This is a genomic window from Bacillus cereus group sp. BcHK124, from assembly GCF_027712065.1.
Lineage (GTDB): Bacteria > Bacillota > Bacilli > Bacillales > Bacillaceae_G > Bacillus_A > Bacillus_A pacificus.
Window position 1 is genome coordinate 35135 of sequence record NZ_JAQFPJ010000001.1, and the last position, 14633, is coordinate 49767.

The following is a 14633-nucleotide window of genomic DNA, read 5'->3' on the forward strand; positions in this document are numbered from 1 at the left end:
TCGTTTTAAAATATAACGGAACCTTTGAGTAGTCTTAGCGTAATGACACGTATTTGTGATATGATTATATGATGTGACAGCGCTGAAAGGGGAAGAACGATGATCTATTTTGATAATAGTGCGACGACAAAGCCATATCCAGAAGCTCTTCAATCGTACGTAACGGTTGCGGGGAAATATTTTGGGAATCCTTCTTCTATTCATTCGCTTGGAGGAGAGGCAGAGCGTCTATTAACACAATCAAGAACAATTGCAGCGCAGCTTCTTCACGTTAAACCTTCTGAAATTATTTTCACATCAGGTGGAACGGAAGGAAATAACCTTGCGATTAAAGGAATAGCGATGAGGAATCGTTCGCGCGGTAAACATATCATTACAACAAATATTGAACACGCGTCTGTGTTTGAAGCATATAAACAATTAGAAGATCTCGGTTTTGATGTAACATATTTACCGGTTAATGAGCATGGTGTTGTATCGGTAGAGGATGTAAAACGAGCGCTTCGTGAAGATACGATTCTTGTGTCAATTATTCACGTGAACAACGAGACTGGAGCAATTCAGCCCGTTGCTGAAATTGGAACTTTATTATCGAATTATCCGAAAATAAGATTCCATGTGGACCATGTACAAGGGATAGGAAAAGTACCGCTTAATTTATACGCTTCTCATATTGATCTTTGCTCAATATCTGGACATAAATTCCACAGTGTAAAAGGAACGGGTCTTCTTTATGTACGTGATGGCGTAAGGTTAGATCCAATTTTATCAGGTGGTCAACAAGAGCTGAAGTATCGCTCTGGTACAGAAAATTTACCTGGCATTGTAGCGATGGTGAAAGCACTTCGCATGACAATGGAACAAGTGAAAGAAAAGGTAGCTCATTTGCAAAGTTTACAAGCAGAGCTTGTTCGTTTCTTTAAAGAAATGGAAGATGTAACGATTAATACGTCGCTTGCATATGCAGCACCGCACATTTTAAATGTATCATTTGTAGGTTTAAAACCAGAAGTGGTCGTTCATGCTTTAGAAGAACACGGTGTATATGTATCAACGAAATCTGCTTGTTCTTCAAAAGCAAATGAAGTGAGCAGAGTGTTAGTGTCAATGGGAGTACCGCATGCCGCTGCTGCAAGTGCTATTCGCATTAGTTTGGCGCCAGAAAACACGATGGAAGAAGTAAAGCAATTTGAAGGTATTGTGAAAGAGACGATGCCAAAATTATATGAAGTGATGAGGTAAAGGAATATGATGACATATGAATATATTTTAGTTCGTTATGGAGAGATGACGACTAAAGGTAAGAACCGTTCTAAATTTGTAAGCACATTAAAAGATAACGTGAAGTTTAAACTGAAAAAATTCCCAAATATTAAAATCGATGCAACACATGACCGTATGTACATCCAATTAAATGGCGAAGATCATGAAGCGGTATCTGAAAGATTAAAAGACGTATTTGGTATTCATAAGTTTAACTTAGCGATGAAAGTACCATCAGAATTAGAAGATATTAAAAAAGGTGCATTAGCAGCTTTCTTACAAGTAAAAGGCGATGTGAAAACATTTAAAATTACTGTACACCGTTCTTATAAGCATTTCCCAATGAGAACAATGGAATTATTACCTGAGATTGGTGGACACATTCTAGAAAATACAGAAGATATTACTGTAGATGTTCATAATCCAGATGTAAATGTACGTGTAGAAATTCGCAGTGGTTACAGCTACATTATGTGCGATGAGCGTATGGGAGCTGGCGGTTTACCAGTTGGCGTTGGCGGAAAAGTAATGGTACTTCTTTCTGGTGGTATCGATAGCCCAGTAGCAGCGTACTTAACGATGAAACGCGGCGTATCTGTGGAAGCAGTTCACTTCCATAGCCCACCTTTCACAAGTGAGCGCGCAAAACAAAAAGTAATCGATTTAGCACAAGAGTTAACGAAATACTGTAAACGTGTAACACTTCACCTTGTTCCATTTACAGAAGTGCAAAAAACGATCAATAAAGAAATCCCATCTAGCTATTCAATGACAGTTATGCGCCGTATGATGATGCGTATTACAGAGCGTATCGCAGAGGAGCGTAACGCACTTGCGATCACGACTGGTGAAAGTCTTGGACAAGTAGCAAGCCAAACGTTAGATAGTATGCATACGATTAACGAAGTAACAAACTATCCGGTTATTCGTCCGCTTATTACGATGGACAAATTAGAAATTATTAAAATCGCTGAAGAAATTGGCACATATGATATTTCAATTCGTCCATACGAAGACTGCTGTACAGTATTCACACCAGCAAGCCCAGCGACGAAGCCGAAGCGTGAAAAAGCGAATCGTTTTGAGGCGAAATACGATTTCACACCATTAATCGAAGAAGCTGTAGCGAACAAAGAAACAATGGTATTACAAACAGTTGAAGTAGTGGCGGAAGAAGAAAAGTTTGAAGAACTTTTCTAAAACCATAAATTACCATATATAAACCGTGTATGAAGTCATGTTATTTATCACACTCTATACTCACAAGGAGGTGATATAACATGTCACGTAGCACAAATAAATTAGCGGTTCCTGGTGCTGAATCAGCATTAGACCAAATGAAATACGAAATCGCTCAAGAGTTTGGTGTTCAACTTGGAGCTGATGCAACAGCTCGCGCTAACGGTTCTGTTGGTGGTGAAATCACTAAACGTCTAGTTTCACTAGCTGAGCAACAATTAGGCGGTTTCCAAAAATAATCTCATATAAGATGGCTTAGAAAGAGCGGGTTCTCCCGCTCTTTCTTTTTTGTGTTGTGTCACTATTTGTCGGCAAGACGATATCCTTTGTCGAAACGTCGATATAGTTAATTTTTCGTTGATATATTCTAAGTTGTGTTCGATATATGTGAAAAATCGTTCATATAATTTCATTTACCAATTCGACAGAACTGAAAAATTTGTCAAAAGAAGAGGGTTCAAAATTGACAGAAAATTCTTTATTATATAAGGGAGGCATAAAGAAAAAGGAGGATGTTTATGAAGAGAGAGGAATTGTTGGCACCACCGTCTTATAATTTAGTTTCTGAAATAGAGAAATATACAGGTGATAAAGAGAAGCTTGCTTTGATTTGGCAAGATGATAAAGGGAATCGACGAGAAGTTACATACGCTGAGTTAATGAAAGGTGCAAATAAAATTGGAAACGCTTTTATAAAGAGTGGTCTGCAAAAAGGGGACAAGCTCCTCATTATGATGCCGCGTTTAATTGAAGCATACATGACGTATATCGCTGCGATTAAAGCAGGATTTGTCGTAATTCCGAGTTCGGAAATGTTACGCAAAAAGGATATTGAATACCGCATTGGACACGGGGAAGTAAAAGCAATCGTAAGTTATGAGCCGTACATTGGACAGTTTGATGATATAGAAGCGATGGAATCCCTTCAAAAATTCGTTCTGAGCGAGCAGTCAGTAGATGGATGGATCAATTTAAAAACAGCGTTAGAAACAGAAAGTGACATGTTAGAGATGGCAAAGACAGATAAAGAAGATATGGTCTTTTTATCTTACACGTCAGGAACGACAGGAAATCCAAAAGGTGTTGTTCATACACATGCGTGGGCATACGCTCATTTACGTACGAGCGCTCCAAATTGGCTCGGAATTGAAGAGAATGATGTTGTGTGGGCGACGGCTAGTCCAGGCTGGCAAAAGTGGATTTGGAGCCCGTTTTTAGCAACTCTAGGATCAGGGGCAACAGGATTTGTATACCACGGTAAGTTTGAACCGAAAACGTATTTAAATTTATTAGACGATAATAAGGTGAATGTGCTTTGTTGTACGCCGACTGAGTATAGATTAATGGCAAAGGTAGAAAATTTAAGCGAGTACAATTTAGGGGCGTTACATAGCGCTGTATCCGCAGGTGAGCCGTTAAATAGAGAAGTCATTGAAACGTTCCGAAAGCACTTTCATATTACAGTGAGAGATGGCTATGGGCAAACGGAAAATACATTGCTTGTTGGTGTAATGAAAGGGATGGATATTATACCAGGATCAATGGGAAAACCAACGCCAGGCAACCACGTTGATATCGTAAATGAGGAAGGTGTTCCGGTTAAAGTAGGCGAAGTTGGTGATATCGCAGTTCACATTGAAACGCCAGCCCTCTTTAAACAATATTACAAAGACGATGAGCGTACAGCGATGCAATTCCGCGGTGATTATTATATTACTGGTGATAAAGCGAAGAAAGATGAAGAAGGCTATTTCTGGTTTGAAGGGCGCGGTGATGATATTATTATTAGCTCTGGTTATACAATCGGGCCGTTTGAAGTAGAAGATGCGCTCGTAAAGCATCCTTACGTAAGAGAATGTGCAGTTGTCGCAAGTCCTGATGAAATTCGCGGAAGTGTCGTGAAGGCATTTATCGTATTAAGAGAGAATATAGAAAAGAACGAAGAAACATTAATTCCAATACTCCAACAACACGTCAAAGAACTCACTGCACCATATAAATACCCTCGTAAAATTGAATTTGTAGATGAACTACCAAAAACGATTTCTGGAAAAATCCGCCGTATTGAGCTTAGAAAACAAGAGATGGAGATTCCGTCAAAATAATGTTGAAAATAGTGAAATAAATAGTTGAATGAAGTATTAAGCATATGATATTATAAAAACGAACGTAAGTTCGATTTTATAAATTGAAAAATGAGGTGTCCGTATGATTTTAGGTATTAATCCGTACTTAGTTTTAGATGGTAGTGGGCAAGAAGCTGTACAGTTTTATAAAGAGGCGTTAGATGCAAAAGTAGAAGTCATGCAAACGTTTGGTGATATGCCTGAAAATCCAGAATACCCGGTTCCAGCTGAAGCAAAAGAGCGCGTTTTACACGCTACTTTAAAAGTTGGTAATACGGACCTTATGATTTCTGATACATTCCCAGGTAAAGGGCATGCAATTGGATCTCAAGTAACAATTGCAATTCAAATTAGTAACGCGGAAAAAGCGAAAGAAGTATTCAATAAGTTACAAGAGGGTGGCGAAGTTATTATGCCACTTCAAGAAACGTTCTGGAGCCCAGCATACGGACAAGTAAAAGATAAATTTAATATTGAATGGCAAATTACAACGTCTACTACTGAACAAAAGTAATGTTTAGAAAAGCACCATGTTTTGAAATGGTGCTTTTTTTTATACAATAAAAAATAAAGGAGATGAAATATATGGGGGAAATTTGGTATGGCGGCACCATTTACACAATGAGAGAAGAAAATGAAAAAGTGGACGCTATTTACGTTGAAAACGGTATGATCGTTGATGTTGGAAGTAAAGAAGAGTTAGAAAACCGATATGTTGCGGTTACATTGTACGATTTAGAAGACAAAACGATGATTCCAGGCCTCGTTGATAGCCATATGCATCTTATTGGTCACGGGGAGAGATTACTTCGTCTAGATTTATCAAATTGTACATCGTATAGCGAAGTGCTGACTCTCGTTCGGAAGCGCGTAGAAGAAGCACCAAAAGGTTCTTGGATTATTGGAGAAGGTTGGAATGAGAATAACTTTACAGATACGAAAGATGTTCACGCGCGTGATTTAGATGAAATTTCGAAAGAACATCCCATTTTATTAAAGAGAGTTTGCCGTCACGTTACATGGGTGAATTCATACATACTGCAAGAAGCAAATATAACAGAAAAGGCAGAAGATCCAAAAGGCGGGAAAATTGGCCGTGATTCATCAAATATGTTAACAGGGCTTTTATATGAACAAGGACAAGAGTTAATTAAACATGTGCAGCCTGAAATTGATGAAGCTTATTTACAAAGCGCTTTGCAAACAGCGATTAAAGATTGCTGGCAATATGGTCTCGTTGGTGGGCATACGGAAGATTTGAATTATTACGGTGGTTTTAGAAAAACGCACAATGCGTTTTCTCATGTCATAAAGGAAATGCCATTTAAAGCACATTTACTCGTTCACCATGAAGTAGCACAGGAACGAAAGGAATATGAAAATGAGCATTATATTGAATTTGGGGCAATGAAAATTTTTTCTGACGGTTCTTTTGGCGGAAGAACAGCATTATTAAGTGAACCGTATGAAGATGCGAAGGAAACGAATGGGGTTGCGATTTTCTCACGTGAAGAACTTGCGGAATTAGTGAAGAAAGCACGAGATTTACATATGCCAGTTGCGATTCATACTATCGGTGACTTATCGCTTGAATATGTCATTGATGCGCTTGAATTGTATCCGCCAGCAGAAGGATTACGTGACCGCATTATTCATTGTCAGCTAGCTCGTGAAGAGTTGATTGAAAGAATGAAAAACTTACAAGCCATTATTGATATACAACCAGTCTTTGTTTCATCGGATTTTCCATCAGTCATTGAAAAACTAGGCGAGCATCGTCTTCGTTATGCGTACGCTTGGAAGACGTTACTGGAAGCGGGATTACACTGTAACGGGGGCTCGGATGCTCCAATTGAGCAAGTGAATCCGTTTCTAGGCATATATAGCGCTGTTACACGCAGAAGTTTTATTGACGGTGTGTGCTATATGCCAGAGGAAAGGTTAACGGCATATGAGGCTGTCTCTTTATTTACAACAGGAAGTGCCTATGCAATTGGAAAAGAAGAGAAGCGAGGGCAAATTACAAAAGGATATGAAGCGGACTTTACGATATTAGACCGCAATATTTTTGAAATAGAGGCAGAAGAAATAAAAGAAGTACAAGCAGAGATGACCGTAATAGATGGCAAAGTCGTCTATAGAAAAGATGCGTAAAAATATATGAGCGATTATCGGAATATATCGACGGTAACTCGAAATATATCGACTTACCGACAAAAACTGACAAGAATAACGGCCGGATAGCGAGAGGTTGTTGTTCGCGCCAATCGAGGTAAATAAATAACCGTAGAATTATGGGCCACCATAATTCTACGGTTATTTTAATACTATAAAAATGTTCTCTGTACTTTTTCCCAGAAAGAGTTGTTTTTTAATTTAACTGTTTTAATTTGTTTATCGCTTAAGCGTACAACAGCTTTTTCCACTTGTTTAATGCTAAGCGCTTCATTATCCATACCGATAACAGGATAATCGTTACCGTCTGGTCTTAGTTTTAAAGTTAATGTACGTTCGTGATTTAAAATGAACGGTGAACCGAGCGTGCGGTATGTGTTGTTATTTAAAGATGCTAATTCACTTACTTGGAAGCAAGGGATAAGCGGATCAACAACTGCACCACGTAACGATTTATTATAAGCTGTACTTCCTGTTGGGGTAGAAACAACTAAACCGTCACCTCTAAATGTTTCGAAATATAAATTATCAACGTGAACGTCTACAACGAACGTTTTAATAATGCTAGAACGTAATGAGAACTCATTTAAACAATGGAAGGATGTGCTGCCATCCACATCTACCTCAATTGTTGGATATTTTCGCACTTCAATTTCATTTTTTGTAATTTCTTGAAGGGCTATATCAACGTGATCAATATGGAAATCGCAGTAGAATGAAATTTCATCTTTCGTAGAAATCCCTGCGTATAAACAATCTTCCCTAAAACCAGTTTTACGAACGGCTTGTAAGAAAGTTGCATCATCTCCAACACTGACGATAGCGTTTGCATTTTTTGGATGATCTAATATGGTAAATCCATTCTCTTCTAAAATACGATAGATTGGTTTCATTTTTTCAACGAGCTTTGCTTTGTCATCACCATAAAAGAAAAATAAATTGCGACGATCTGCCATTATGTATCCCTCCACTGCAGTTAAATTTTCTATGCTTCGTGCTACATATCATTAGAGTCCGTTCCCTGATGATATGTTCAAATAATATATTTCGATATAAATTGTCAAAATACCTTTTTATTTTTAGAAAAATTTTTATATTCAATCTTATGAAACTCTGTTTAATGATGAATAAAGTTGTCGATAATGGGTACGGAGTGAAAGGATGATACGTATGAAGTGGTTCGTAATTGGAATAATAATTCTTCTCCTTTTTATTTTGCTTATACTATTGTCGAAAATAAAGCTTAAAGTGACATTTTTATATTCAGAAATGGAAAAGCAATGTTTGTTTCAAGTGAAAATATGGATGATTCGCTATACATTTGATGTGTTGGAAAGAATTGAGAAGCAACAGAAGAAAACAGGGCAAAAAATCGAAAAAGCTGAAGAGGATGGCGGGCTCGATAATAAAATTATGGCACAACTTGATAGCATCGGGGAACTGATAAAAAAGCTTCAAGAAGTTCATACTATCGTTAAAGATTTTCTCAAACGAGTGAAAATCAATGGTTGGAGATGGCACACGCAAATTGGTGCAGGTGATGCAGCTAGTACTGGAATTGTTACCGGATATGCATGGGGGACAAAAGGAATGGCTGCTGGAGTTGTAGGACAATATATGCATATTGTCGACGTACCAGAATTTGAAATTACTCCTGTTTTTCAAGGGAAAGGGTTTGCGTCAAGATGTGAATTAACAGCATCCTTTCGTATATTCCGTGCTATAAAAACAGGTATTAAATTAATCGCGTTTATGAGAAAACAAAGATCTGGTACGACTGAAAACTCTGTTCAAGCATAAGGGGGGATATAGAATGGACCATCCAATTCAAGGTTTAATGACAACTGCAATGCAGCATTTAAAACAAATGACTGATGTAAATACAATTGTAGGCGATCCAATTAAAGCGGCAGATGGAAGTGTAATTCTTACCGTTTCAAAAGTTAGCTTCGGATTTGCTGCAGGTGGAAGTGAATTTGGTAAAATAGAACATTCAGGCCGTCATCCATTTGGCGGGGGAAGTGGTGGAGGAGTTTCTATTAATCCTGTTGCTTTTCTCGTTATAAATGGAGAAGGCGTAAAAGTGTTACATTTAGATAAGCAAACACACGTCATCGATAAAATAATTGAATTAGCGCCACAAGCTGTTGATAAAGTGAAAGAAATGATGGATAAACGAAAAGAAGACGATCCGGAATTTCAAATTTAACGAATAAAGAAGCTAATCAATGGATTAGCTTCTTTAATTTTTTTGTAAATAAAGCGATTTTATTTGCATTATCGATAGGGACAAACTATCATTTACATTGTACATATTTTGTTTAAATAAGGGAGGATTTTCAAGTGGCAAACGTAACTTTTAAAGGTAACCCAATGACTTTAGTTGGAACAGAAGTTAAAGTTGGCGATCAAGCGCCAAACTTCCAAGTGCTAGCAAATGACTTATCTCCAGTAAGTTTAGAAACATACAAAGGTGAAGTGAAATTAATTAGTGTTGTACCTTCAATCGACACAGGTGTGTGTGATGCACAAACACGTCGTTTTAACCAAGATGCAGCAGGTATTGAAAACGCGAAAGTATTAACAATTAGCGTTGACTTACCATTTGCTCAAAAACGCTGGTGTGCAGCAAACGGTTTAGAAAATGTTGTTACACTTTCTGACCACCGCGACCTTTCATTCGGTGAAGCTTACGGCTTAGTAATGAAAGAGCTTCGTTTACTTGCTCGTGCGGTATTCGTAGTAGATAGCAACGACAAAGTAGTTTACGTAGAATACGTAAGCGAAGGTACAAGCCATCCAAACTATGAAGCAGCATTAGAAGCAGCAAAAGCTGCAAAATAATGTGAAGGAAGATGACCTCTTTGAAAGAGGTCGTCTTCTCTCATATATTGCTATATGGAATCGATATACGAGAGAAGACGTTACATCATACATCACTAAAAAGGGAGCTCTAAAAAAGAGGTCGCTTTTTCTTTTGGGAAAAAATCAGATTATGGTATGATATAAGTTATGTGTAAAAGAGAGAAGGAGGAATGTACGTGAGTCAGACAGTAGAAACTTTATTTTCTATTTTTGATTCTTCTGCGGTAGTTTTACGTAAAGAATTAGATGTAACATATTTAGAGGCGCTTGTAGAAACAGGGGATAACTTGTTTGAAGGAGCGATTTTACAAGAGGAATTATCAGAATCAGCAATTGAAAGGCTGAATCGTGAATATAGTACGTTTAATGAAGAAACATATAAAGGTGAAGAAATTCGTAAAGCATTTCAGTTAGCCATCTTAAAAGGAATGAAAGAAGGCGTACAAGCGAATCACGAAATGACGCCTGATGCAGTTGGTATGTTCATGAGCTACTTATTCCATAAATTTATGAAGGGTCAAAATGAAATTACTGTGTTAGACCCTGCAATTGGAACGGGTAACTTGATGACGACAGTTTTCAATAGTGCTCAAGAAAACATTACGATGAGTGGATTTGGTGTAGAAGTGGACGAAGTGCTAATTAAACTTGCTTTAGTAAATGCGAATTTACAAAAGCATGCAATCGAATTCTTCCATCAAGATGGACTAGCACCGCTTTATATCGATCCAGTTGATGCAGTCGTTTCAGACTTACCGGTTGGTTACTATCCAAATGAAATCGGTGCAAGTGAATATAAGTTAAAAGCAGATGAAGGAATGTCATATGCCCACCACCTATTTATTGAACAAAGTGTGAAGCATACGAAAGAAGGCGGATACTTATTCTTCCTAGTACCGAACTTCATTTTTGAAAGTGATCAAGCACCGAAATTGCATGCATTTATTAAAGAAACATGCTTTATTCAGGGGTTATTACAGCTACCTGTTTCCATGTTTAAAAACGAGAAAAATGCAAAAAGTATATTTGTTCTCCAAAAGAAAGGCCCTAGTGTAACGATGCCAAAACAGGCGTTATTAGTGGAGTTACCTAAATTCTCCAACATGAAGGCGATGGAGGACATTATGGACCAATTAAATACTTGGTTTGCAACGCATAAATAAGGCCAGGTATATGTAACAGGGTTAGTAATTCATGTAGTACAGTTTTATATGATATGTCATATTTTTAAATATATACAAGATTTAACTGAATTTTTTTGAAATCTGTAATATATTTTTTTTCTTGGTGTTACAATTTTTTCACTTGAAATATATGTCGTACGATGTTTAAATTAAAATCGTGAGTATAAAATTTGCTAATGATGAAACGTTTTCATATTTAGTAAATTTGATCAGATAAAATCGAGCGGTTTGTGGAAACATCCACACAACTACCAAGAGAAAAAGGGGCGAAAGACTAGATGTCAAAAATCATCGCGATTAACGCAGGAAGCTCTTCCTTAAAATTCCAATTATTTGAAATGCCAAGTGAAACAGTATTAACAAAAGGTTTAGTAGAACGTATCGGTTTAGAAGATAGTATCTTCACTATTACTGTAGATGGCGAAAAACAAAAAGAAATTACAAACATTCCAGATCACGCAGTAGCAGTTAATATGCTTCTTAAAAAATTAACTGAAAACGGAATCGTTAAATCTCTAGACGAGATTGGCGGTATCGGTCACCGTGTTGTTCACGGCGGCGAAAAATTTGCTGACTCTGTTCTAATTACTGATGAAGTATTAGCTGATATCGAAGAATTAAGCGATTTAGCACCACTTCACAACCCAGCAAACGTTGTTGGTATTAAAGCATTCCAAGAAGTATTACCAAACGTACCAGCAGTAGCAGTATTCGATACAGCGTTCCACCAAACAATGCCGGAATCTGCATTCCTATACAGCTTACCATATGAGTACTATGAAAAATTCGGTATCCGTAAATACGGTTTCCACGGAACTTCTCATAAATATGTAACTGAGCGTGCAGCTGAGCTATTAGGTCGTCCACTTGAAAGCTTAAGCTTACTTTCTTGTCACTTAGGTAACGGTGCAAGTATCGCAGCAGTAGAAGGCGGTAAATCTATCGATACTTCTATGGGCTTCACTCCACTTGCTGGTGTAACAATGGGTACACGTTCTGGTAACATTGACCCTGCGTTAATTCCATACATCATGGAAAAAACAGGCCAAACAGTAGAAGAAGTAGTTAACGTATTGAACAAGAAGAGTGGTATGTTAGGTCTTACTGGTTACTCTAGTGACCTACGTGACATCATTGCGAAAGAAGAAGAAGGCGATCACCGTGCGAAAGTAGCACTTGATGTATTCGTAAGCCGTATCCACAAATACATCGGTTCTTACACTGCTCGTATGAAAGGTGTAGACGCAATCATCTTCACAGCTGGTGTAGGTGAAAACAGTGCGATTATTCGTGAACGCGTATTAGAAGGCCTTGAATACATGGGTGTATACTTCGATGCAAAACGCAATAACGTATTCGGCGAGGAAGCATTCATCAACTTCCCACATTCTCCAGTAAAAATTATTGTAATTCCAACTGACGAAGAAGTTATGATCGCTCGTGACGTACTACGTCTTGGAAACATTGGTTAATATATGAAAAGAAAGACGAGATCCTATAGGATTTCGTCTTTTTTCTTTTGAATATAGTTTAAAATTCCATCTGGATATAGTGCTTTTTTCTCCTGAATGAATGCTGTAATGGGAATCCATTTCGCATATGACACTGTTTGCTCATCTTGTATCTTCACTTTTTCCATTCCATATAGTGATGTGTCTAATAAGCGTAAAGAATATAGTTGAATGATTTCATGAGCAATTTCTCCATCAAGATGAAAGATATTTTCTAAGCAACCTAAATAATCGGTGATTTCCACTTCTGTATGAAGCTCTTCTTGAAATTCACGAATAACGGTATGTGCTGATTTTTCACCAAGTTCAATTGAACCGCCAAGAGGCCGGTAATATGTTTCATCGCCTGTATGATATTCTTGTACAAGAAGGCGACTGTCATGTATAGCAAGACCGAAAGCTTTTGCACGTGGATACATATACAATCACTCCTTATTTATCCCGCTTTAACGGGCAGTAAGACCCCCACCTCAAAATTCAGCGGAAGCAAAGAAGTTAGGTGGGGGATCAACTGTCCGTAAAAGTCCGATTGGTGAGGGCTGATAATCAGTGGGGGATGAACAAAACCCCCACTGATTAAAGTTTCACTTTATTTTGTATAAGGATGATTATAATGTATTGCGTAATAAAAGTGTCGTGTATTTAAGAATGTGGTCGAATTACGATGCCATTAAATAAGTCATTCCAAAATGCTTCATTGTACTGAAATACATCCATAATAGGACATTTTATAACGCAAATATTTTGCAATCCCCAATCTTCTTCCGTAACAGTTGGTACATCTTCAGGAATGAGTAATAGGACAGAGAATGTATGTGTAACGATTTGAGATAAAATCTGTTCTAAGGAACGTGCTTCTTCGTATGTTCCTCCAGTTCGAATAAACAATATGGATTGTGCCGTTTCAATTGTATTTAGAAAACGAGTAATACGATGCTCATAATTTAGTTTGATTTCTGTATAAGAAGGCCAAGAAGTTGGTGTGTTTACATCTGTTTTAAAGTCGTGGCAGGAGTCGATTTCATATAGATTGTCCCGGAGTCTTAATTTCGCACCATCATCCCAAAATGAGATGAAGGATAAGTTTTCTAACTGTAAAAAACGGTCAAATCGATTTTGTAATAATATATTCACTTTTTCTAATGATGGGCTTAGCATAAAATCAATAACGCCAAAAAATGGTGATAATTTGAATTGATATAATGCCCAAGCAGGCCAGCAGTTTTGTCCTAAACTGAATACTGCATGATATTCTTTTTTTATATCGGATAGATTCATGTGATTTATCTCATCCTTTTTGTTAATATTTTATGTCACTAAAAATGGTATGTGAATAAAGATAGACAAGCATATTTGCAAAGAATAAGCAGAAATATGTTACAATAGAAAAAAATCGAACGAGGTGGTTGTTACGATGCGATCGAAGCGAGAACAAGCCATTTTAGACAATATAAAAGAATGGGAATCGCAATTAGTTGAGCAAGAAGCGACTGATTTTCAAAAACTGTTTGATAAATGGGTACATACTACAATTGCGAAACTACCTGAGAAAAAACGAAAAGATTTCTTTACGAAAGCAGATGGATGGCTCTTTCATTTGCATGCATTGATTCAAAGTTCACAATCACAGTTAGATGCGCGTAATCGTATTTTAGGAACATCGAGATTATTTGATGAATCGATTGAGCAACTAGAGGATTTAAAAGCATTATCTATTGACCAATTAACATACATAGCAGAGCAGCAAACAGCACGCCATCGCCTATATTCATTCGTACAAGGCGGAGCAACGGGTGCTGGAGGTTTATTATTATTAACAGCTGATTTTCCGGTTATGATTGCGTTAAATGTGAAGGCTGTCCAACTTATTGCAACGTCATTTGGGCATGATGTGAATAAGCCGTATGAAATGATGCTTGCGTTAAAAGTATTTCATGCGTCATTACTACCAGGAAGACTTCAGCAATACGCATGGTACAATTTACTGCAAGAGTTAGAACAAGAAGATTCCTTCTTCTACGAAGGAGACGAAGCGGTGTTACAACCAGCTTCTACTGAAATTATTTTAAAACAAATTTTGAAAACATTTTCGATTTATGCTCTTCGTCGTAAATTATTCCAAGGTATTCCGGTAATTGGAATGGCAATCGGGTCTACAGTGAATTATCGTTTAACAAGAAACGTTACTGAATTTGCAAATAGATTTTATCAAGTGCGCCACATAGTCGAGAAGGAAAAAAGAGCATAAAAAAAGCGAGAGGCCGAAGCCT

General features: G+C 37.5%; 15 protein-coding genes. 12 read left to right on the forward strand and 3 right to left on the reverse strand.

The window, feature by feature from the left end; all coding sequences use genetic code 11:
* The first annotated feature begins 99 nt into the window (after positions 1–99).
* The 6 genes from PDK19_RS00220 (at position 100) to PDK19_RS00245 (ending at position 6782) form a co-directional block, all read left to right on the forward strand.
* Positions 100–1242, forward strand: coding sequence for a cysteine desulfurase family protein (locus PDK19_RS00220; RefSeq protein WP_000638965.1), 1143 nt, complete (start codon positions 100–102; stop codon positions 1240–1242).
* A 6-nt stretch (positions 1243–1248) separates the two neighbouring features.
* A complete protein-coding gene (gene thiI, locus PDK19_RS00225; protein WP_000989285.1) occupies positions 1249–2463 on the forward strand; it encodes a tRNA uracil 4-sulfurtransferase ThiI in 1215 nt (404 codons plus the stop codon).
* A gap of 80 nt (positions 2464–2543) precedes the next feature.
* Entirely contained in the window at positions 2544–2741 is a 198-nt protein-coding gene (locus tag PDK19_RS00230) for an alpha/beta-type small acid-soluble spore protein (protein WP_000091639.1), read from the forward strand.
* Between the two features lie 279 nt (positions 2742–3020).
* Positions 3021–4607, forward strand: coding sequence for an acyl-CoA synthetase MbcS (gene mbcS, locus PDK19_RS00235; protein ID WP_270706422.1), 1587 nt, complete (start codon positions 3021–3023; stop codon positions 4605–4607).
* Between the two features lie 103 nt (positions 4608–4710).
* On the forward strand, positions 4711–5142 hold the full coding sequence (locus PDK19_RS00240) for a VOC family protein (protein WP_000600360.1): 432 nt from the start codon (positions 4711–4713) through the stop codon (positions 5140–5142).
* A 71-nt stretch (positions 5143–5213) separates the two neighbouring features.
* A complete protein-coding gene (locus PDK19_RS00245; protein ID WP_049113448.1) occupies positions 5214–6782 on the forward strand; it encodes an amidohydrolase in 1569 nt (522 codons plus the stop codon).
* Positions 6783–6955: 173 nt separating this feature from the next.
* Here the strand turns inward: PDK19_RS00245 and PDK19_RS00250 are convergent, their stop codons facing one another.
* Positions 6956–7759, reverse strand: a complete 804-nt coding sequence (locus PDK19_RS00250; protein WP_000785165.1) for an NAD kinase — start codon at positions 7757–7759, stop codon at positions 6956–6958.
* A 205-nt stretch (positions 7760–7964) separates the two neighbouring features.
* Here PDK19_RS00250 and PDK19_RS00255 point away from each other — a divergent pair, with 205 nt between their 5' ends.
* From PDK19_RS00255 to ackA, 5 genes are all read left to right on the forward strand, one after another.
* Entirely contained in the window at positions 7965–8603 is a 639-nt protein-coding gene (locus tag PDK19_RS00255) for a DUF2953 domain-containing protein (protein WP_014893477.1), read from the forward strand.
* A gap of 13 nt (positions 8604–8616) precedes the next feature.
* Positions 8617–9012 (forward strand): GerW family sporulation protein, encoded by a 396-nt coding sequence (gene ytfJ / locus PDK19_RS00260; RefSeq protein ID WP_000350002.1) that lies wholly within the window; start codon positions 8617–8619, stop codon positions 9010–9012.
* A 134-nt stretch (positions 9013–9146) separates the two neighbouring features.
* A complete protein-coding gene (gene tpx / locus PDK19_RS00265; RefSeq protein ID WP_000024530.1) occupies positions 9147–9647 on the forward strand; it encodes a thiol peroxidase in 501 nt (166 codons plus the stop codon).
* 197 nt (positions 9648–9844) lie between these two features.
* On the forward strand, positions 9845–10831 hold the full coding sequence (locus tag PDK19_RS00270) for a class I SAM-dependent methyltransferase (protein ID WP_000084356.1): 987 nt from the start codon (positions 9845–9847) through the stop codon (positions 10829–10831).
* A 299-nt stretch (positions 10832–11130) separates the two neighbouring features.
* Positions 11131–12324, forward strand: coding sequence for an acetate kinase (ackA, locus tag PDK19_RS00275; RefSeq protein ID WP_000034576.1), 1194 nt, complete (start codon positions 11131–11133; stop codon positions 12322–12324).
* A 23-nt stretch (positions 12325–12347) separates the two neighbouring features.
* Here the strand turns inward: ackA and PDK19_RS00280 are convergent, their stop codons facing one another.
* Both PDK19_RS00280 and PDK19_RS00285 read right to left on the reverse strand, forming a co-directional pair.
* Positions 12348–12782: an NUDIX hydrolase gene (locus PDK19_RS00280; protein ID WP_000283477.1), complete on the reverse strand. Its 435-nt coding sequence runs from the start codon at positions 12780–12782 to the stop codon at positions 12348–12350.
* Positions 12783–13005: 223 nt separating this feature from the next.
* Entirely contained in the window at positions 13006–13641 is a 636-nt protein-coding gene (locus tag PDK19_RS00285) for a DUF1796 family putative cysteine peptidase (RefSeq protein WP_001053726.1), read from the reverse strand.
* Between the two features lie 136 nt (positions 13642–13777).
* On the opposite strand from PDK19_RS00285, the gene PDK19_RS00290 reads away from it, so the two are divergent.
* Positions 13778–14611: an EcsC family protein gene (locus PDK19_RS00290; RefSeq protein ID WP_001256870.1), complete on the forward strand. Its 834-nt coding sequence runs from the start codon at positions 13778–13780 to the stop codon at positions 14609–14611.
* The last annotated feature ends 22 nt before the right edge of the window (positions 14612–14633 follow it).